This is a genomic window from Thiomicrospira sp. (genome assembly GCF_014859555.1).
Taxonomy (GTDB): Bacteria; Pseudomonadota; Gammaproteobacteria; order Thiomicrospirales; family Thiomicrospiraceae; genus Thiomicrospira.
In genome coordinates, this window is the sequence record NZ_JACUTY010000018.1 from 13,375 (window position 1) to 32,259 (window position 18,885).

Annotated in this window: 21 protein-coding genes; 10 read left to right on the forward strand and 11 right to left on the reverse strand. The window is 46.6% G+C overall.

Features of this window, described 5'->3' with window-relative positions; genetic code table 11:
• The first annotated feature begins 49 nt into the window (after positions 1 to 49).
• Positions 50 to 2,218 (forward strand): TonB-dependent receptor, encoded by a 2,169-nt coding sequence (locus IBX48_RS04790; RefSeq protein ID WP_296831321.1) that lies wholly within the window; start codon positions 50 to 52, stop codon positions 2,216 to 2,218.
• A 289-nt stretch (positions 2,219 to 2,507) separates the two neighbouring features.
• Here IBX48_RS04790 and ubiB read toward each other — a convergent pair whose 3' ends face one another.
• The 9 genes from ubiB to IBX48_RS04835 form a co-directional block, all read right to left on the reverse strand.
• Positions 2,508 to 4,133: a ubiquinone biosynthesis regulatory protein kinase UbiB gene (gene ubiB / locus IBX48_RS04795; RefSeq protein ID WP_296831324.1), complete on the reverse strand. Its 1,626-nt coding sequence runs from the start codon at positions 4,131 to 4,133 to the stop codon at positions 2,508 to 2,510.
• Between the two features lie 31 nt (positions 4,134 to 4,164).
• Positions 4,165 to 4,431, reverse strand: coding sequence for a hypothetical protein (locus IBX48_RS04800; protein WP_296831326.1), 267 nt, complete (start codon positions 4,429 to 4,431; stop codon positions 4,165 to 4,167).
• A complete protein-coding gene (gene ubiE / locus IBX48_RS04805; protein WP_296831328.1) occupies positions 4,431 to 5,189 on the reverse strand; it encodes a bifunctional demethylmenaquinone methyltransferase/2-methoxy-6-polyprenyl-1,4-benzoquinol methylase UbiE in 759 nt (252 codons plus the stop codon). The genes IBX48_RS04800 and ubiE overlap by 1 nt, the downstream gene beginning before the upstream one ends.
• A complete protein-coding gene (locus tag IBX48_RS04810; protein WP_296831330.1) occupies positions 5,186 to 5,569 on the reverse strand; it encodes a DUF971 domain-containing protein in 384 nt (127 codons plus the stop codon). The genes ubiE and IBX48_RS04810 overlap by 4 nt, the downstream gene beginning before the upstream one ends.
• A 54-nt stretch (positions 5,570 to 5,623) precedes the next feature.
• The gene (hslU, locus tag IBX48_RS04815; protein ID WP_296831332.1) at positions 5,624 to 6,943 is read right to left on the reverse strand and encodes an ATP-dependent protease ATPase subunit HslU; all 1,320 of its coding nucleotides are present in this window, start codon (positions 6,941 to 6,943) and stop codon (positions 5,624 to 5,626) included.
• A 256-nt stretch (positions 6,944 to 7,199) separates the two neighbouring features.
• Entirely contained in the window at positions 7,200 to 7,535 is a 336-nt protein-coding gene (locus IBX48_RS04820) for a helix-turn-helix transcriptional regulator (protein ID WP_296831334.1), read from the reverse strand.
• Positions 7,519 to 7,773: a type II toxin-antitoxin system RelE/ParE family toxin gene (locus IBX48_RS04825; protein ID WP_296831336.1), complete on the reverse strand. Its 255-nt coding sequence runs from the start codon at positions 7,771 to 7,773 to the stop codon at positions 7,519 to 7,521. The genes IBX48_RS04820 and IBX48_RS04825 overlap by 17 nt, the downstream gene beginning before the upstream one ends.
• A 124-nt stretch (positions 7,774 to 7,897) precedes the next feature.
• Positions 7,898 to 8,161, reverse strand: a complete 264-nt coding sequence (locus IBX48_RS04830) for a type II toxin-antitoxin system RelE/ParE family toxin (protein WP_296831338.1) — start codon at positions 8,159 to 8,161, stop codon at positions 7,898 to 7,900.
• Positions 8,158 to 8,418: a type II toxin-antitoxin system Phd/YefM family antitoxin gene (locus IBX48_RS04835; RefSeq protein WP_296831340.1), complete on the reverse strand. Its 261-nt coding sequence runs from the start codon at positions 8,416 to 8,418 to the stop codon at positions 8,158 to 8,160. Before IBX48_RS04835 ends, IBX48_RS04830 begins: the two co-directional genes overlap by 4 nt.
• A 203-nt stretch (positions 8,419 to 8,621) precedes the next feature.
• Here IBX48_RS04835 and dapF point away from each other — a divergent pair, with 203 nt between their 5' ends.
• The 5 genes from dapF (at position 8,622) to IBX48_RS04860 (ending at position 12,434) form a co-directional block, all read left to right on the forward strand.
• The gene (dapF, locus tag IBX48_RS04840; protein ID WP_296831342.1) at positions 8,622 to 9,467 is read left to right on the forward strand and encodes a diaminopimelate epimerase; all 846 of its coding nucleotides are present in this window, start codon (positions 8,622 to 8,624) and stop codon (positions 9,465 to 9,467) included.
• Positions 9,464 to 10,132, forward strand: coding sequence for a DUF484 family protein (locus IBX48_RS04845; RefSeq protein WP_296831344.1), 669 nt, complete (start codon positions 9,464 to 9,466; stop codon positions 10,130 to 10,132). The genes dapF and IBX48_RS04845 overlap by 4 nt, the downstream gene beginning before the upstream one ends.
• A 126-nt stretch (positions 10,133 to 10,258) precedes the next feature.
• Positions 10,259 to 11,224 carry a tyrosine recombinase XerC gene (locus IBX48_RS04850; protein ID WP_296831346.1) on the forward strand — a complete coding sequence of 322 codons (966 nt, stop codon included), beginning with the start codon at positions 10,259 to 10,261 and terminating at the stop codon, positions 11,222 to 11,224.
• 11 nt (positions 11,225 to 11,235) lie between these two features.
• Positions 11,236 to 11,790 carry an ATP-dependent protease subunit HslV gene (gene hslV / locus IBX48_RS04855; protein ID WP_296831348.1) on the forward strand — a complete coding sequence of 185 codons (555 nt, stop codon included), beginning with the start codon at positions 11,236 to 11,238 and terminating at the stop codon, positions 11,788 to 11,790.
• A 26-nt stretch (positions 11,791 to 11,816) separates the two neighbouring features.
• Complete coding sequence (locus IBX48_RS04860) at positions 11,817 to 12,434, forward strand: YqhA family protein (RefSeq protein ID WP_296831350.1); 618 nt, start codon at positions 11,817 to 11,819, stop codon at positions 12,432 to 12,434.
• A 93-nt stretch (positions 12,435 to 12,527) separates the two neighbouring features.
• On the opposite strand, the gene IBX48_RS04865 is transcribed toward IBX48_RS04860, so the two are convergent.
• Positions 12,528 to 14,066, reverse strand: a complete 1,539-nt coding sequence (locus IBX48_RS04865; RefSeq protein WP_296831352.1) for a class I SAM-dependent methyltransferase — start codon at positions 14,064 to 14,066, stop codon at positions 12,528 to 12,530.
• 58 nt (positions 14,067 to 14,124) lie between these two features.
• Positions 14,125 to 14,937 carry a YdcF family protein gene (locus IBX48_RS04870; protein WP_296831354.1) on the reverse strand — a complete coding sequence of 271 codons (813 nt, stop codon included), beginning with the start codon at positions 14,935 to 14,937 and terminating at the stop codon, positions 14,125 to 14,127.
• A 103-nt stretch (positions 14,938 to 15,040) separates the two neighbouring features.
• On the opposite strand from IBX48_RS04870, the gene clpB reads away from it, so the two are divergent.
• The 4 genes from clpB to IBX48_RS04890 all read left to right on the forward strand — a co-directional run bounded on the left by clpB (position 15,041) and on the right by IBX48_RS04890 (position 18,820).
• A complete protein-coding gene (gene clpB, locus IBX48_RS04875; protein ID WP_296831356.1) occupies positions 15,041 to 17,611 on the forward strand; it encodes an ATP-dependent chaperone ClpB in 2,571 nt (856 codons plus the stop codon).
• Between the two features lie 146 nt (positions 17,612 to 17,757).
• Positions 17,758 to 18,036 (forward strand): BrnT family toxin, encoded by a 279-nt coding sequence (locus tag IBX48_RS04880; RefSeq protein ID WP_296831358.1) that lies wholly within the window; start codon positions 17,758 to 17,760, stop codon positions 18,034 to 18,036.
• Positions 18,033 to 18,320: a hypothetical protein gene (locus tag IBX48_RS04885; RefSeq protein WP_296831360.1), complete on the forward strand. Its 288-nt coding sequence runs from the start codon at positions 18,033 to 18,035 to the stop codon at positions 18,318 to 18,320. The genes IBX48_RS04880 and IBX48_RS04885 overlap by 4 nt, the downstream gene beginning before the upstream one ends.
• Before the next feature lie 146 nt (positions 18,321 to 18,466).
• Positions 18,467 to 18,820: a DUF3365 domain-containing protein gene (locus IBX48_RS04890; protein ID WP_296831362.1), complete on the forward strand. Its 354-nt coding sequence runs from the start codon at positions 18,467 to 18,469 to the stop codon at positions 18,818 to 18,820.
• Positions 18,821 to 18,885: the final 65 nt, after the last annotated feature.

The window sequence follows — 18,885 nt, forward strand, 5'->3', positions numbered from 1 at the left end:
ATAGAATAACCAAGCTAAAATTAATTAAAAACAACATAACGAATTTTTTATGCTTAAACGTCAATTAGCTACCTTGATTTTTTCTATTGGCTTTCTGCCATTTCAATTACACGCCAACGATCCAGATGAACAAGCCTATCAAGAGTTAATGGCGTTATTAAACGCCCAAACCGAGCTGGTCACCCGCACAAAAGTGAACGCGGACTATGTGCCGGGATCAATTAGTGTTTTACGTGGCACTGAGTTAATGCGTTATGGCGTTCGAACCGTTAAAGACGCCTTGTCTATGACGACTTCGATTGAGATTCAGCCGAATCATTTGGGGCAGTCGGTTTTAGTCATGCGCGGGTTAGGTACGCCTTATTCCGGCGGCACGGTTAAGCTGATGCTTGACGATGTTAATATGGTGAGTGCTTCTGCGGGATACAGTGAAGGCATTTTACATATGCCGATCGAGCAGGTTGAACGCATTGAAATTATTCGTGGGGCCTCATCGGTGTTGCATGGTGACTTTGCTTATTCGGGTGTGGTAAATGTGGTTTCCAAAAAAGACCGTCACCTGTCTGTCGGATTCGGCAGTCGTGCTTACACACAGGTTAGTGCCAGCGAGCAGTTTGAATCTGAGTCCAAGCAGAGCCGGCTTTCATTAAGTTTTTCGCAATGGCAACAAGACAAAAGCGGTCGTCGAGCCGAAGGCGATGTATTAACTGAGGCTGATCCTTTATTCGGTGCGGGTGGTGCTTTAGCCGCTTATTCACAAGCACCAGGCCTGGTGAATGATCGCAAAGCTTATCGTAATCTGCTGATGAGTTTTTCTCATAACGATACCGAGTTTTATTGGCAAGCACAGGAATATAAAACCGGTGATTATTATGGTTTAATCGAGTTTTTGCCCAAACAAACGCAAGATTATAACCAGCGTTATCGCGATATGTTACTGGGTGTGCGCCAAAGCAGCCGATTAAATGCGGATTGGAATTATGAATGGCATCTGGGCGCGCAGCAAAGAAATCATCAGTTAAAGACCTTGTACACTTCTGAAGACATAGATTTTATGCAAGAGACACCATACAGTCGGTTTGCTTATGAAAGCCCAGTTGAAAGTTATTTGACCGAACGTGTGATGAATCTGTCCGGTCATCTGGTTTACGACGCGCTGTCATCCCACCGAGTTTTAGTCGGAGCCGACATCGAGCGAGTCGAGCTTATTAAATTAAGTTCAGATTCAATTCTAGGCAATGGGGATGACATACGGAAAAGTCTTGAACAAGGTTCTGAGGGCGATATGCGTCATGTGTTGGCGGTTTATTTGCAAGATGAATGGCGTCCACATGATCGTTTTACTTTAACCACAGGGCTACGCGCGCAAAAAGCCTTTATTAGTTATCAAGATCGAACAGATGAAGATGATATCCGTCAGGATAAGCCGTTTGAAAAGTTGGAAGAGCTTAATATCACCCCAAAAATTGCCGCGGTTTGGCGATTAAATGATCAACATATTGTTAAAGCGCAATACAGTCGTTCCTTGATTACCCCGCCCATTGGTCAAGTCACCAATGTAGGTCAAGCACCTGAGCCTAAACCCTATACCAGTGAAACCGATCACTATGAGCTTGGTTATGTTTTTCAGGGTTTAAAGCAAACGCACCGTATTACCGGTTTTTATTCAGACTATAACAATATGCCTAAGGGCACGGTTTATTATGAATATTTTGATGGTGGTCGTGATGAGGCCGAGCCATTTAATAATGTTCGTTCGAAAGGACTTGAATGGGATACGGAGTTCAACTTAATTCGTGGCTTAAACGGGTTTGCAAATGCAAGTTGGCTGGAAACGAAAGACGCCGATAACGATGTGCGTTTAGTCGGCTCAACCGATCGAATGGCGGCATTGGGTTTAAATTATGAACTTAACCCACAATGGCGCTTGGCGGTTTGGTCTAAATATATTGGCGAACGCTTCCGAGAGCCTTATGATTCACGCGAAAACCTAAAGCCCTATAGTGTAACGAACTTAACCGCTTCTTATGCGAGTGAGACGTTTAAAGGCTTGGTATTTAGGCTGGGTGTAGAGAATTTGGCTGACAGCGAACAATATTATGCTTCGCCGGTGAATGGCACCTTGTCAGGATTAGCTGGTGAATTCATTGCCGCCTACCAAGCTGATTATCTAGGAACGGGTCGTCAGTTCTGGGCGAAGATGCACTATGCGTTTTAAACAATTGGTGTAGTGGTTGGTCAGATTTTATTGAACCACCAGGCCTGGTCGCCTGTGAATTGGTCGCATAACTAGCCGGTAAAGACTATGTGACCAGCTCATAACATGCCGTCAGTATGCCATTATTAAGCCGAACTCAATCCACTTATACAAGTCAATTCAACGCAGGATTATGATGCGATTTTGCGTAAGTTAGATCGGATAAAGATATTCAAACTGTGGTGCCGGTGTTAATCGAAGCCGACACTTGTTAAACGCTTAAGGTTATAGCCAGTTAAGTCAGTCAGCTTTATTTCTTAAAGGTCAAATAAGCGGCGATCGCAACCAAGCCGGCTTGTGCCCAAATCGCCCAGTCCCAACCCCAAGTTTGAAACTCCAAATATAAGGCCGCACCAATGAAAGCAAGCGCAATGCCGCGTTGACGTTGTTGTTTGGCTTGGGTTTGAAGGGCTTGTTCTAAACGCGATAATTGACCGGAATGTAACTCTAATTGGCCATGCGCGGCCTTGGTTAATACCGAGTGCACCAGGCCTGGTATTTGCGGTGCATTTTCAATCCAGAAGGGCAGGTTGCGTTTGGTGTTTCTAATCAAGCTCTTTAAGCCCACACGCTCTTGCATCCAGTCTTCTAAAAAGGGTTTGGCGGTATCCCACAAATCTAATTCGTCATCTAACTGACGCCCTAAACCTTCGATGTTTAATAGAGTTTTTTGTAATAACACCAATTGCGGCTGCACTTCCATGCCAAACCGACGCGCGGTTTGGAACAAACGCATTAAGAACAAACCAAACGAAATGTCTTTTAATGGCCGATCCCAAATCGGCTCACACACCGCGCGAATCGCGGATTCGAGCTCGTTAACCCGCGTATCGCGTGGCACCCAGCCGGATTCAATGTGCAGTTCCGACACGCGCAAATAATCACGGTTAAAAAACGCTAACAGGTTTTCGGCTAAATAACGCTGATCTTCCGGTGTAAGTGTGCCCATAATGCCAAAATCAATCGCGGCATAACGCCCATCCGGCAATACAAAAATATTGCCCGGGTGCATGTCTGCATGGAAAAAGTTGTGTTTAAACACCTGGGTGAAAAAGATCGTCACGCCTTTAGCCGACAAGTCGGTCAAGTCGATACCGGCTTCGATGAGTTTGTCGACTTCTGAAATACGAATTCCGTAAATGCGTTCCATCGTCATCACGTTTTCGTTGGTGTGCGACCAATAAATTTCAGGCACATACAACAAATCCGAATTTTCGAAATTGCGTTTTAATTGCGCAGCATTGGCGGCTTCGCGCATCATATCCATTTCATCTAAAATGGTTTTCTCAAATTCACCGACCACCTCGACCGGGTGCAAACGCCGACTTTCTTTAACCGCCAACTCCAATAGACGCGCCAAATTGTACATAATCGACACGTCTTGCTGAATCACGGGTTTGATATTCGGGCGCACCACTTTAATCACCACATCTTCGCCCGTCGGCAGGGTGGCGGCATGCACTTGTGCCATTGAAGCCGAAGCCATAGGCGTGGCTTCAAATTGAGAGAAAGCTTCGTTAATCGGTCGTTTTAAGGCTTTTTCGATAATACGACGTGAGTGGTCTTCATCAAACGGTGGGCAGTCATCTTGCAGTTTGGTCAATTCAACGGATAAGTCTTCTGGCAGCAAATCTTTACGAGTCGATAAGGCCTGGCCAAGTTTGATAAAAATCGGCCCAAGTTCTTCCAAGGCCAAACGCAAACGCACACCGCGATCGGCTTTGTTAGTTGGCCGCCAGTTCCATGGAAACAGCAAACGGTTAACCCAAATCAGCGCACGATATTTACTGTTCGCCAACACCATATGATCCAAACGATAGTGTGTAATGACACGGTTGATTTTGATGAGACGAAACAGTTGTTTAAATGGATTCATAAGGGTCTTTTAAAAGTCTTTACTGTTAAATTTAGGATTGGATAAGCTTATTCAGGCGGGCTTCTAGCTCAGTTATATGGCTATCGAGTTGCTCAACTTTTTGGTTAAATGCGGTCACTTGTGAACAAGAGGGCAGTAAATCTAATTCGTATTGCAGGTATTCGCTTAGCATTTGCTGCGCATCAAGTTTGATATGGCGAGTTTGATCTTTAAATTCACGCACACGATAGCCCACCTGAAAGGCCAATGGATCACCAATCAATTGGGCTAAATCCTCTTCCCAATCACGCGACGCCATTAAAACTTCCAGCCTCGGTGAAGCGCCACAATACCTTCGTTCATATTGATGTATTCCGCTTTATCAAAGCCGGCATCCAGCATCATATTCTTTAAGGTTTCTTGGTCTGGGTGCATGCGAATCGACTCGGCCAAATACTGATAACTGGCTTCGTCGTCGGCAATCAATTTGCCCATTTTAGGCAGAATATTAAACGAATAAAAATCGTAAACCTTAGACAACAAAGGTTGATGCACTTTAGAAAACTCCAAAATCATCGCCTGACCGCCGGGTTTTAATACACGTGCGATTTCGGCTAACGCCTTGTCTTTATGTGTCACGTTACGCAAACCAAACGCCATCGTCACCACATCAAATGTATTATCCGGGAAGGCCAGGGCTTCGGCGTTAGCGATGGTATAGTCCACCTGTGCGCCAATGCCTTCGTCCAGCAAACGATCACGCCCGACGCGCACCATGCTTTCGTTAATATCCGCCAAAATCACTTTGCCATGTGCGCCCACACGTTTGGCAAAGGCCTTGGTTAAATCGCCGGTGCCGCCCGCCAAATCCAACACCGTCATACCGGCGCGCACACCGCTGAGTTCGATGGTTTGGCGTTTCCATAAACGGTGAATACCAAGCGACATCACATCGTTCATCACGTCGTATTTTTTCGCGACCGAATCGAATACGCCTTTTACTTTTTTGACCTTCTCGTTGAGCGGCACTTCGCTAAAGCCGAAATCGATGGTTTGATCCTGTTTGGATGACTTCATTTGCCGGACTCCTGTTTGAGTTTGGTCAGCTCGGGATGGTCGTGACCCGCCCGCATTAATTGGCGTAAATAAGCGACCCAATAACTTTGATAATGTTCGCCCAGGTCGTACAAACGTTCCCAAGTGTATAAACCGCTGTCGTGGCCGTCGCTAAAATGCAATCTTACCGCGTAGTTGCCCACTGGGCTAATCGCCTCAATACTCACGTCCTGTTTACCGACCTGCAGTGTTTCCTGGCCTGGTGCATGGCCGGTTACTTCGGCGGACTGTGAATACACGCGTAAAAACTCACAAGTGTATTCAAACGCTTTGCCATCATCAAAACTCACGGCCAGTTTGCGCGATTTCTGATGCAGCTTAATATCGGTTGGGTTAGGCATAAGACGCTCAAACTTTTAAATTATGGCGGGGAAGGCTGTTCACCCGCCGGATTTTTATAAAATATATTGCGATAAATCCTGGTCTTTTGCCAGCTCGCCCAAACGTTCATCCACAAACGCGCCATCCACAATTACAGTCTGACCCGCTTGATCTGGTGCGTTATAAGACACCTCTTCTAATAAACGTTCCATCACCGTATGCAAACGACGTGCGCCAATGTTTTCGGTACTTTCATTTACCTGGTAGGCAATTTCCGCCAAGCGTTGAATACCGTCTTCGGTAAACTTCACTTCCACGCCTTCGGTTTGCATTAAAGCGGTCGCCTGAATAGTTAAAGCGGCTTTAGGTTCAGTCAGAATACGTTTAAAGTCTTCTACACGTAATGATTTAAGTTCAACCCGAATTGGCAAACGTCCCTGAAGTTCGGCAATTAAATCCGACGGCTTGGTGACGTGGAACGCGCCCGACGCGATAAACAAAATATGATCCGTCTTGATCATGCCATATTTGGTCGAGATGGTGCTGCCTTCAATCAAGGGCAATAAATCACGCTGCACACCTTCGCGCGACACATCGCCGCCACTTGAATCCGAGCGCTTCGCCACCTTGTCGATTTCGTCCAAAAACACGATGCCGTTTTGCTCAACGTTTTCCACTGCCTGGCTTTTCAAATCATCATCGTTGATCAGCTTGTGGGCTTCTTCATCAGTTAAAAGTTTGAAGGCTTTTTTGATCGGCAATTTGCGTTTCTGTTTTTTGCTCGAACCCAACGATTCAAACATATCCTGCAACTGCGAGGTCATGTCTTCCATGCCTGGCGGCGTCATAATCTCAACATGCGCGGGGGCCATTAAAATATCAATTTCGATTTCTTTATCGTCCAAATCACCTTCGCGTAATTTTTTACGGAATTTCTGGCGGGTTTCAGACATGGCTTCGTGACTATCTTCTTCACGGCCACGAGCCGGTGGCAACAGAATATCTAAAATACGATTTTCAGCCGCATCTTCAGCGCGATTTTGCACGTTTTTAACCGCTAAATCGCGTTGGATTTTGACCGCGTTATCCACCAAATCGCGAATAATCGAATCTACATCGCGCCCAACATAACCCACTTCGGTAAATTTAGTGGCTTCGATTTTAATAAACGGCGCGTTCGCCAATTTAGCCAAACGGCGCGCAATTTCAGTTTTACCCACACCGGTTGGGCCAATCATCAAAATGTTTTTGGGGGTGACTTCCGGGCGCAAATCGCTGCTCAATTGCATTCTGCGCCAGCGATTACGCAAGGCCACCGCCACCGCACGCTTAGCGTCGGCCTGGCCAATAATGTGTTTATCGAGTTCGTGAACGATTTCTTTTGGCGTCATCATGCTAGTCGCATTCCTTAAATCAATAACAAGTAAAGCCTGCATTATAAAGCAAAACCACACACCCTGCTAAACCAGCCATAGTGAAAATAATGTGTTTGAACTTGAAAGATTAGGCGCGGGGAGGTGGAGGTGAGGAAAAACTTTAAGCGAGTTTAGATGTGTCGAATAATGGAAGCTAATCTTTGCAATAGGGCTAGAATAAATTAAAGGTTAGTGTTTTCTTTTCATGCGTTACAACTTAAAGCCTGCTTTGGAATCATTCCGCTAATTGATCAAGGGTTAAATTCATGGCCTTCGCTAGTTTGTATAAAGTGTCTTTTCTTGGACTAACCGCCTGAGCTTCAAGGCGCGCAATGGCCGATTGCGCCATACCGCATTTTTCTGCAAGTTCAGACTGTGTTAGTCCCAAGTATTCGCGCCAAGCCTTAATCATAGGCACACCTTCCACCGCATTACGCTCAACAATCACATGCGGAATCAAACCCTCATCAGCTGGTTCGGCATAACGGCTCATGAATTCCTCATAAGGCACCACCACAAAAGCGGGCTGGCCTCCCAGCTCAATCACTTGATAATTAGTAAGTGCGTTCATCACGTTTTCTGACCTCTTCGATACTGATAATTTCAACCACTTCGTGCACATTAAAAAACACACGGTAATCACCCACCCGTAACCGATACGAATAATCATGATTAACCAAAGTTTTAACGTTCGTCACGTCTGGAAACCCATCCAAACCAGCCACCGCTTGCACAATGCGCCCGATCACTTGCTTATCTTTCAGCTTTTTTAACTGCTTGCTAGCTTTGGGTTGCCACTTAATCTGCATGCTATTGCCTATTGATTGTTATGTAAATAATAACATTTATAACAAATAAAACAACCAGGCCTGGTTGCTTCAAGAACGCTTGAATAAAAGGGGACGCTACCCTTTTTTCTGGTTGCCGTGCAATTTATTCGCTGTAATGCGTTTTTGCTTTTACAATCAATACAACACAGCGGTTTTTTTCGATGCGATAGACAATCCGGTCTTGGTAGCTTAAACGTACTGAATAAAATCCTTTTAAATCGCCGACTAGAGGCTTACCACTTTCCGGTTTGATGACGATTTTATTGCGCAGTATGTCTTTGAGTTTGGTTTTTAGCTTAGGTGTAAGTTGCGAAATGTCTTTTTGCGCTTGTTTAGTGAACTCTATTTGATAGCGCTCACAACTCACAAGGGTTCTCCGAATACCTGTTCAAAGTTTGCGACTTCACCGGCTTCGGCTTCCTGAAGGGATTGGTTAAATTTCTGTTTAAAATCAGGCTGTGATAAAAGATGCAAAGTTTCTTGCAAGCTTTCATAATCGTCTGCCGACATAATTACAGCATTGCCTGCTTTGTGTTGAACTTCAAAAATTTCATGCTGTTGATTGGTTTGCTTAATGAGCTCAAAAAAGGTTTTTCTGGCTTCGGTAGCGGTTAGCGTCATCATGGGAGTTGTCCTCTGTTTATGTACATAAAAGTGTACCACTTTTAGGGCTTTTGTAAATTGCTGGAAAACGGTTGGCTTACTAAATTCTTCGTGACCTTCGTGTTCTTCGTGGTTTAAGCTGGATTCGTTTATAATCTGTTAATCTTTTATTTTATTCATCAGGTTTGGTGAAGCACCAGGCCTGGTGGTTTTAGGAATATTACATGGGTTTAGGTTTTACAAAAATGCACGGTTTGGGTAACGACTTTATGGTGATTGATGCCATTTCGCAGCCTATGAGCTTTAGCGCGAAGCAAGTGAAAGCTTGGGCGAATCGCCACACGGGAGTGGGGTTTGATCAGTTGTTGGTGGTGGAAAAGCCCAGCAATGATCAGGCTGATTTTCGTTACCGAATTTTTAATGCCGATGGTTCTGAAGTTCAGCAATGCGGCAATGGCGCGCGTTGTTTTGCGCGTTTTGTGTTTGATAAAGGCTTAACCCAGAAACGTGAAATTCCGGTTGAAACCGCCTCAGGTTTAATTGTGTTGTATTTGGAAGACGATGGCCAAGTGCGCGTGAATATGGGCGTGCCCAAGTTTGCACCGCAAGCCTTGCCGTTTGACGCGCCTGTGCAAGCTGAGCAATACGAAATCGAAGCGCTCAACCAGGCCTGGTGCATTGGTGCGGTGTCGATGGGCAATCCGCATGCGGTGCTTGAAGTGGAGAATATTCAACAAGCGCCGGTCGAAAGCTTGGGCGCGGCGTTGGAATCACACCCGCGTTTTGCCGAACGAGTGAATGTCGGCTTTGCGCAAGTCATCTCGCGCCAACAAATACAATTACGCGTGTATGAACGCGGCGCGGGCGAAACCCAAGCTTGCGGCACCGGTGCCTGTGCCGCGATGGCGGTGATGCGTTTGTGGGGCAGGGTGGATGACACGGTCACGGTCAGTTTACCCGGCGGCGATTTGTTGATCCACTGGAGCGGCGAGCCGAGTGCGCCTTTATGGATGACCGGCCCAGTGGCGACGGTATTTGAGGCAGAATTGACCGATGAGGTGAGCGGGTGATTAAAGCCGACGAAATTCACGCTGAACACGTCGCCGATTATTTGGCGCACAACCCTGAGTTTTTTCATGTGTTTCCGAATTTGCTGGATAAATTAAGCATTCCACATCCGTCGTCGGGCAAAGCGGTGTCTTTGCTGGAACGCCAGGTTTGGCAGTTGCGCGAACAAAAAGAAAAGCTGCAAGACGAGGTGGATTCGCTGGTGGATATTGCCGGCGATAACGGGCGTTTATTGCATAAAGTGCAACAGCTCACGCGTCAGATGATGGCGGCGGAAACCGAACAGCAGGCGGTGGACGCGATTTACGCGCAAATGCGCGATGTGTTTAAAGTTGATTATATGACGCTGGTTTCTTGGGAAGTGCCGCGCCAGGGCATTCAAGGCATTAGTCAATTAGGGGTGCGCCAAGATTGGGTTAAAAACCTACGCGAAACCCTGCAACCCGGCAAGCCGGTGTGTGGCTTGATTGAAGAAAAATGGAAAACCGGCTTATTCCACGGCGAATCGAATGTGCATTCGGTGTGTTGTTTGCCGTTGGGTTGGGATCGGGTTTGGGGTGTGTTGGCGCTAGGTAGCCCAACCGATCGTTTTCAACCGGATTTAGGAACGTACTTTTTAAAGGTCATGGCGGAGTTGATTACGGCTCGGTTGAATCGGTTGTTTTAGTGTCTTTGAACCACGAAGGACACGAAGAGCACGAAGGTTTTGATACGTTTCCCCTTAACCCCCTCCTTTATGCCCTTTGGGTGCTGAGGGAGAGGGCTTTTTATGTTGGTATGGTAAAAGGGATGTATGCAGCAGATTAGACGGTTTTTAGATCAGATGCAGGCGCAGAATAAATCGGCGCACACGCGTAGCAATTATCAGCGTGATTTGCTGACGTTTGTGGCGTTTCATTTGACGGCCGACGCGCAAAACTCGGCGGATAAATCAAACGAGCAGGCCTGGTCGTTTGATCAATTATGGCATCAAATGCCCAGCCTAAACTGGGCGGAGCTGACCTCTAAAGACATTAAACGCTTTGTGATGCAGCGCGTTAAAGTCGGCATAAGCGCTAGCAGTGTGGCGCGTCAGTTGTCGGCATTGCGCAGTTTTTTTCAGTTTCTGCTCACTGAAGGGCTGATGCAACATAACCCGGCCAAAACCGTTAAAGCGCCCAAACAGCCCAAACCCTTGCCTAAAAGTTTGGATGTAGACCAAACTCGTCAATTGCTTGAACAACCCATTGAAGGCTGGCAATCGACTCGGGATCAGGCGATGTTTGAACTGCTGTATTCCGCCGGATTACGTGTCGCCGAACTGGTGAGTTTGGATTTATCACCAGGCCTGGATGGTTTAAGCGCGGGCACAATTAAGGTGTTAGGTAAGGGCAATAAACAACGTGTTGCCTTAGTGGGTCAGCAAGCGCAAAGTGCAATGCAGGCCTGGTTGTTAGCGCGCGCCGAATTTGCCAAACCAGACGAAACGGCGGTGTTTATTAACCAAAAAGGCCAGCGTTTAAGCACACGTTCGGTGCAATTAAGATTAGACAAACGCACGCGAGAAGCGGGGTTGGCCACCAAAATGTCGCCGCATCGCTTGCGTCACGCCTGTGCCACACATGTGTTAGAATCCAGCGGCGATTTGCGCGCGGTGCAAGAACTATTGGGACACGCCAATTTATCCACCACTCAGATTTACACCAAGTTGGATATGCAACATTTGGCACAGGTTTATGACCAAGCGCACCCGCGAGCGCGTAAAATAGCGAAAAAATAGAGGACAGATTTATGCAACATCATCCAGAAACAATCTACGGCACCACGATATTGTGCGTTAAACGCGGCGGTAAAATGGTGATCGGCGGCGACGGCCAAGTCACCTTGGGCCATATCGTGATGAAAGGCAATGCACGTAAAGTGCGCCGTTTGTATGACGGTAAAGTGCTGGCTGGTTTTGCCGGTGCGACCGCCGATGCGTTTACCTTATTTGAGCGTTTCGAAGGCCGTTTGCAAACGCATAATGGTCAATTAATGCGCGCGGCGGTAGAGATGGCGAAAGATTGGCGTACCGATCGCGCTTTACGCAAACTTGAAGCCATGATGATTGTGGCGGATGCCGATACCATGTTATTAATTTCTGGCACGGGTGATGTGATCGAGCCGCAAGATGACTTTATCGCCATAGGTTCTGGCGGCAGTTACGCCCACGCGGCGGCACAAGCTTTAATGCGCCACACCGAAATCGACGCGGAAGACATGGTTAAAAATGCCTTAACCATCGCCGCGGATTTATGCATTTACACCAATCATAATTTTACAATTGAAACCCTAGAAAATTCTTAAACAAAATTCCTAAACCGGAGAGAAATATGAGTGATAAATTAAATCAAAGCTTGGCCTCATGTGATACTAAAGGCCCAGCCATAAAAGGCTTTGAAGCGATGCTGTGGAATAGCCGTTTGGTAGTTTTGTCCGCAGTCATTGCCAGTTTGATTATTGCGTTTGTGATGTTTTATATCACCGCGATTGAGATTTTTTACCTGCTGGGCGCGTTAAGTGATTACCATGCATTGGAATACACCGAACGTGCGGCCCTAAAATCAAAAGCCATCGGCACGGTGATTGGCGCGGTTGATGGTTTTTTGATCGGCGCAATTATGTTGATTTTCTCTTTAGGTTTGTATGAGCTGTTTATTTCGAAACTTAGCATTGCAAAAGAGGCTTATGGTGCAAGCCAGATTTTGGTCATTAACAGTTTGGATGACTTAAAAGACAAACTGGCCAAGGTGATTTTATTGGTATTGATCGTGATGTTCTTTGAAGCCGCAATTTACTTGAAACCGAGCAGCGCATTAGAGTTGCTCTATTACGCGGTAGGTATTGCGTTAGTTGGGTTGGCTTTGTATTTCTCGCACATTGCGTTTGCAAAAGGTCCCAAAAAAGACAAACCACAAAACTCGCTATTGTCGGAAGAGTCAAACAACTAGGTTTAATTTAGCTTTAGGGCACTCGAGTAAGCCCGCGAAAAACAAAAAAGCAGGCCTGGTGCCTGCTTTTTTTATGGGCACCAGGCCTGGTGATTAAATCAGCTTTAAGCCTTGAAACATAGGTAAGTCACGGCGTAAAAAGTCTTGCGCACGTTCGGTTAGTTCGGCCAAATTTTCTTCTGGTGTTTGTAGAATCTGACCATATTTGCTAACGCCTTCGCCTTGCGACTCAAGAATCGACCAAACCAAACTCGCCAAGGCTTCCGCTTGGGTGTGGCCTTGTTGATAAGCCAGCAAAAATAACTGCTGGAATCGTGTCACTTCAATGCCGCCACCGGTGACGGGGCTAGCGAGGAAATACACCTCATCGCTGCCTTGTGAACGCATCATTAAGTGTTGGTTCAAACGCGTGCAAGCGGCTTGCGCCTTCTCGGTTGCTTGATCCGATTGAGCGGCTTGTATTTCGCCACGATGGGTGAAGATAAACATGGCTTGAACAATTTCTTGTAGGCCAATTTTTTCATGACTACTTAATGCTTGTTCGATTTCGCCTAGCGAGTGTGGTTGATAGTCCGCCAAGAAATCTAGAATGGGATCATATACATCCGCCGCCAAGTCAGCCACGCCGAGCGCGCCTTCTAACACCAGCGAAATCACACCACGCGGTTTGGTCATGACCACGCGTTCAGCGCGTAAACTTTCGATGACCTGAACCGGATTTAAATTACGTGCACCGCGCACCCAATAGTCTTTGCGGAATTTTTTATCAACGCAAAAATCACGCGTGTTTTCACGTAACGCCACATCACCAATTTGGGCTAATAAAGTTTGTTGATCCGGGCTTAGATTAATGGCTTCGATCAAGTCCAAATAACTGGCTGAACTGGCGTATTCGAGTTTTGATACCGCCATATAATCGGCCATATCAGCAAAGTCCATTGGCTGCCAATCACGATTGAAATATTCATGCGCTAAATAATGCGGGTCTTGGCTTAATAGCTCTTGCAGTTTGGGCGACACCTGAGCGTTTGCGGTGGCGTGCAGTGGGTTGGTTTTAATGACCTGATCGGCAAACTGCAAAGCCTGACGAATGCGTTGTGCCGTGCCTTCGCCTGGTGCGCCCATGCGCTGGGTGTGTTGCACCATTAAACGGCGCAACGGCATAATTTGCGCCCAACCAACTTGGGTGTTGTAACTGACATACACTACGCCGCCGACTTTAAGATTTTTGCGGATAAACGCCATAATAAGCTGGCGGTTTTCTTCCGAAACCCAGGTCCAAATGCCGTGCAGACAAATAAAGTCAAACTTGGGTAAATCGTCGCGTGCTAAAAATTCGGCAAAGGATTCATCGGTAAATTCAGCTGGCACACCGGCGGCTTCGGCGAGCGATTGGGCAAACGCAGCTTGTGACGGCAAAAAGTCGTTGCCAAACCATTGGGTATCGCTGGCGGCGGCGTGAATTGCGGCGCTTAATCCTTGACCAAATCCCAGCTCACAAGCGGTGGATTGTTTGGGTGGTTCGATACCGGCATTCAATAACGCCAACCGTATACGCAGCGGATTAAGTTCTTTGTAGTACCCATAGGTGTAACCAATGTCGGCCACATAACCGGCTGTCCAATCACTCATTAATCTATCCTTTTGTTGCGGGCGTGCGATTCAAAAAAATCATTATAACGGTTTCATTTTAATAATCGACCGGGATTGGTGCGGGCCACCACTCGCTGGTTTTGCCTGTATGGTAGTACACTGTCAAGCCAATCCACTCGCGCCAACCTGGTTCAAGCGCTTTAAGATGATCAAATAGGTCAAAGTCAACACGTCGCAGTTCGGTGCTATTGCTACGGTAATCCACCGGATATGGGATGACATGAAGGCCAAATTGGCGAGCTATACCGACGGAACGCGGCATGTGATAGGCCGAGGTGACGAGTAAATATTGACCACCAGGCCTGGTGGTGGATTGAATATTGCGAAAATTCTCAAAGGTATTGCGTGATTTAGATTCTAAAATAAGGCGATCCGGTTTTAATCCCATATCATTAAATAATTGCGCGGCAATTTCCCCTTCGCTTCCCGTGTCTTGCAACTGAATTGAACCACTGCCGCCAGTAAAAATGACGGGCGCATCTGGGTAGAGATCAGCCAGTTTTTTGGCGGCTATGTAGCGATCACCGCCCAACCCAAGTTCTGCGACCTTCCAGCTAAGTGAGCGTTTAAGATCTTCGCCGCCGCCTAATACAATAATGCCATCGACTTTTTCGGGCATCACATAGGGTTTGGCAAAGCGTTTTTCGAGCGGCTGAATCAGCCAATCACCCACTGGATAAGCCAGCACCAAAGCGCCCGCAAGTGCGGTAGGCATTAAAATCCACTTGGCCGCCGAATAAGCCTTGAAAAGCACCAATACAGAGCCTAATATAAAGCTTATGACCAGTAAATTTCCTGGGCTTAAAATCATCCAGCCCAGTTTTGACAACACAAAGAAAACTGTATCCATAATTCCTTTATTTTCAACTAATTAAAAATTATTTTAATCGCGCTACTTGAAAACCTCTCGCTAAGTCCTATAAAGCCAATAATAGAAACTGAGGTAACGCACTATGATGGACAAGTTTACTACACAATTCCAATCCGTTCTGGGCCAGGCACAGTCCTTGGCGGTAACGAACGACAATCAATTTATCGAACCTTTACATATTCTGGCGGCGCTCATTCCAGAGCAAGGTCACTTGCTGCGTTTAGCTGGTGTGGATGTGAATGCGCTTAACCAAGCGGTGCAATCCAAACTGAGCGGCTTGCCGCAGGTTTCGGGCACAGGCGGCGAAGTTCAGCTGTCTCGTCAATCGGGCGCGATTTTAAACTTAATGGAAAAACAAGCGCAGAAAAACGGCGATGCCTATATTTCGAGCGAATTGTTTTTACAAGCGGCGTTAGATTCGAAAGATCAGGTCGCCGACCTACTTAAACAAGCCGGGGCGCAAGCCAACAAGCTCGCCGATGCGATTCAACAAGTACGTGGAGGGGAAAGCGTGCAAGATCAAAATGCAGAATCAACGCGCCAAGCGTTAGAAAAATATACGATTGATTTAACCTCATTGGCCGAATCCGGCAAGTTAGATCCGGTGATTGGTCGCGATGACGAAATCCGCCGCGCGATTCAAGTATTGCAGCGTCGTACCAAAAATAACCCGGTGTTAATCGGTGAACCTGGCGTGGGTAAAACCGCGATTGTCGAAGGCCTCGCGCAACGTATTATCAATGGCGAAGTGCCGGAAGGACTGCGCCATAAACGTGTATTGTCTTTGGATTTAGGCTCATTATTGGCCGGCGCGAAATATCGTGGGGAGTTCGAAGAACGCCTAAAAGCGGTATTAAAAGACCTATCGAAAAACGAAGGCCAGGTAATTTTGTTTATCGACGAAATCCACACCATGGTCGGTGCGGGTAAAGCCGAAGGCGCGATGGACGCGGGCAATATGTTAAAACCGGCGTTAGCGCGTGGTGAGTTGCATTGCATTGGCGCAACCACGCTCAACGAATACCGTGACAATATCGAAAAAGATGCGGCTTTAGAACGTCGTTTCCAAAAAGTCTTGGTGGACGAGCCGTCTGAAGAAGATACCATCGCGATTTTGCGTGGTTTAAAAGAACGTTACGAAGTGCATCACGGTGTCGCGATTACCGATCCAGCGATTGTGGCGGCGGCGCGTTTGTCACAGCGTTATATTACCGATCGTCAATTGCCGGATAAAGCAATTGATTTGATCGACGAAGCCGCCTCAAGAATCCGTATGGAAATCGACTCCAAGCCGGAAGAAATGGACAAATTGGATCGCCGCTTAATCCAACTCAAAATGGAGCAGGTGGCGCTGAAAAAAGAAAAAGATGACGCGTCGAAAAAACGTTTAGAAATCTTAAAAGACCAAATTAAAGACCTGGAAAAACAATATTCCGATTTTGAAGAAGTCTGGAAAAAAGACAAGGCCGCCTTGCAAGGCGCGCAACAATACAAAGAAGCGCTCGACAAGGCGCGTACCGAAATGGAAGCCGCGCGTCGCGAAGGCAATTTAGGACGCATGTCTGAGTTGCAATACGGTGTTATTCCCGACTTAGAAGCCAAAATTAAAGCGGCGGACGAGTTGGAAATTAACGACGAAAACAAGGGCGAAATGCACCTGTTGCGCAATAAAGTATCCGAAGAAGAAATTGCCGAAGTGGTGTCGCGTTGGACGGGGATTCCGGTGTCGCGCATGATGGAAGGCGAACGCGATAAATTGTTGCGCATGGAAGACAGTCTAAGTGCCAAAGTGGTTGGTCAAGACGAAGCGGTCAAAGCCGTATCGGATGCGATTCGTCGCTCACGCGCCGGTTTGTCTGATCCAAACAAACCCAACGGTTCGTTCTTATTTCTCGGCCCAACCGGGGTGGGGAAAACCGAGCTAACCAAATCCTTGGCGGATTTCTTATTCGACAGCCAAGACGCGATTGTGCGGTTGGATATGTCTGAATTTATGGAAAAACACTCGGTCGCGCGTTTAATCGGTGCGCCACCTGGCTATGTGGGTTACGAACAAGGCGGTTACTTAACCGAAGCCGTGCGCCGCAAACCCTATTCGGTAATCTTGTTGGATGAGGTCGAAAAAGCGCACCCGGATGTGTTTAACATCCTGTTACAAGTGCTAGACGACGGGCGTTTAACCGACGGCCAAGGCCGCACAGTTGATTTCCGTAACACGGTGATTGTGATGACCTCGAACCTCGGTTCACAGATCATCCAAGAGCTGGCAGGCGAAGGCAATTACGACGCAATGAAGTCGGCGGTAATGGAAGTGGTCGGTGGTCATTTCCGCCCCGAATTCGTTAACCGAATTGACGATATCGTGGTGTTCCACCCACTCGGTAAAGGCCAGATTCGTGCGATTACCGATATTCAGCTCGAAAGCCTACGCAAACGTTTGGCCGACATCGACCTGAAAATCGACGTCTCGATTCCGGCACTAGATGTGTTGGGTGAAGCTGGGTTCGATCCAGTATATGGTGCGCGTCCGCTAAAACGTGTGATCCAGCAACGTCTGGAAAACCCATTAGCGCAACGCATCCTAAAAGGCGAGTTCCAACCCGGTTCGACTATTCATGTTGAACTAGAAGACGGCGAACTCAACTTCCACTAATCACCTCTGTCATAATGCTCCCAACCCCGCGAAAGCGGGGTTTTTTTATGCCTGTAATTCAACGATAACTAGGCCTTGTGAATTTGGTATCAGAAAATATTTGATTTGATGACAAAAGGCATACATTTTGTTAAAGTGTTGAAACTATGAAATTATTTAATTGGAATCCAGATAAAAATACCTTACTCATTCAGGAACGAGGTCTTTGTTTTGAAGATGTGGTGTTTGCCGTACAGCAGGGAAAGTTGCTAGATGACATCGAACATCCAAATAAACAACAGTATTCAAATCAGCGAATCATGGTGATTGAACTTGACGGTTATGTTTATCTGGTGCCTTATGTTGAAAATGACCAAGAAATTTTTCTAAAAACCATCATTCCAAGCCGTAAGGCGCGTAAAAAGTATTTAGGGGAAGAAGCATGAAAAAACATCAGACTATAATTTTAGACGACGAAGAGCAGTCAATATTGGAAGCCTTTGAATCTAATGAATTTGAATCAGTGTTGACTGATGATCGTAAAACAGAGTTGATGGCGATAGCTCAAGCGAGTATCAAAAAAGACAAGCGTATCAATATTCGTATTGCGCAACGTGATCTAGATGCGATTCAACGTAAAGCCATGCAAGAAGGCATGCCATATCAAACCTTGATTGCCAGTATCTTGCATAAATATGCTTCTGGAAGTTTAACCGAGCAACGCACTTAGTCAGGCTACTTGGTTTCGGATAATAAGTGCAATCTAGGAATGAGAAGCCAGTTGAGCTAAACTCACTGACTTTTCCCCACCAAGAGATAAGCACAATGAAATATAGTTAACTGACCGAAGGTGAACGATACCAGATTTACGGACTTTTGAAAGTCGGTTTTACACAAAAAACTATCGCCAAGAACTTAAATCGCTCAGCGGATGCGCAACCGGATGCGTGGGAAATTAAGGTGTTGACGCGCTTTGATCAACAGCGCGCGCAAGGGGCTGATCCAGCTAAGATGGAATATAGCGAAGTGGTGGAACACGGGGGCCAAGCCACTTTCCGTTATATGAAAGCGATTGCGATTGGCGAAGGCCAGCCTTGTTTGCACTGTCATGGCACCAAGCTTAACGAAGACGTTAAACAAAGATTGGGCGAGCTTTATCCACACGATAAAGCCATCGGCTATAAAGTTGGTCAAGTGCGTGGTGCGTTTAGTTTTAAAAAGCATTTATAACCAAAAAAGCCTAACCACCAGGCCTGGTGGTTAGGCTTTTTTAAAGACCACAACATCGTTATGCG

Bases quoted from the DNA above. Each gene is read 5' to 3' on its own strand.
- IBX48_RS04790 (WP_296831321.1), top strand. From the start codon at position 50: ATGCTTAAACGTCAATTAGCTACCTTGATTTTTTCTATTGGCTTTCTG.
- IBX48_RS04800 (WP_296831326.1), bottom strand. From the start codon at position 4,431: ATGGCGTCGCGTGATTGGGAAGAGGATTTAGCCCAATTGATTGGTGAT.
- IBX48_RS04825 (WP_296831336.1), bottom strand. From the start codon at position 7,773: ATGCAGATTAAGTGGCAACCCAAAGCTAGCAAGCAGTTAAAAAAGCTG.
- dapF (WP_296831342.1), top strand. From the start codon at position 8,622: ATGGGTTTAGGTTTTACAAAAATGCACGGTTTGGGTAACGACTTTATG.
- IBX48_RS04835 (WP_296831340.1), bottom strand. From the start codon at position 8,418: ATGATGACGCTAACCGCTACCGAAGCCAGAAAAACCTTTTTTGAGCTC.
- IBX48_RS04885 (WP_296831360.1), top strand. From the start codon at position 18,033: ATGAAAAAACATCAGACTATAATTTTAGACGACGAAGAGCAGTCAATA.
- IBX48_RS04820 (WP_296831334.1), bottom strand. From the start codon at position 7,535: ATGAACGCACTTACTAATTATCAAGTGATTGAGCTGGGAGGCCAGCCC.
- hslU (WP_296831332.1), bottom strand. From the start codon at position 6,943: ATGATGACGCCAAAAGAAATCGTTCACGAACTCGATAAACACATTATT.
- IBX48_RS04810 (WP_296831330.1), bottom strand. From the start codon at position 5,569: ATGCCTAACCCAACCGATATTAAGCTGCATCAGAAATCGCGCAAACTG.
- IBX48_RS04870 (WP_296831354.1), bottom strand. From the start codon at position 14,937: ATGGATACAGTTTTCTTTGTGTTGTCAAAACTGGGCTGGATGATTTTA.
- hslV (WP_296831348.1), top strand. From the start codon at position 11,236: ATGCAACATCATCCAGAAACAATCTACGGCACCACGATATTGTGCGTT.
- IBX48_RS04880 (WP_296831358.1), top strand. From the start codon at position 17,758: ATGAAATTATTTAATTGGAATCCAGATAAAAATACCTTACTCATTCAG.
- IBX48_RS04850 (WP_296831346.1), top strand. From the start codon at position 10,259: ATGCAGCAGATTAGACGGTTTTTAGATCAGATGCAGGCGCAGAATAAA.
- IBX48_RS04865 (WP_296831352.1), bottom strand. From the start codon at position 14,066: ATGAGTGATTGGACAGCCGGTTATGTGGCCGACATTGGTTACACCTAT.
- IBX48_RS04860 (WP_296831350.1), top strand. From the start codon at position 11,817: ATGAGTGATAAATTAAATCAAAGCTTGGCCTCATGTGATACTAAAGGC.
- clpB (WP_296831356.1), top strand. From the start codon at position 15,041: ATGATGGACAAGTTTACTACACAATTCCAATCCGTTCTGGGCCAGGCA.
- ubiB (WP_296831324.1), bottom strand. From the start codon at position 4,133: ATGAATCCATTTAAACAACTGTTTCGTCTCATCAAAATCAACCGTGTC.
- ubiE (WP_296831328.1), bottom strand. From the start codon at position 5,189: ATGAAGTCATCCAAACAGGATCAAACCATCGATTTCGGCTTTAGCGAA.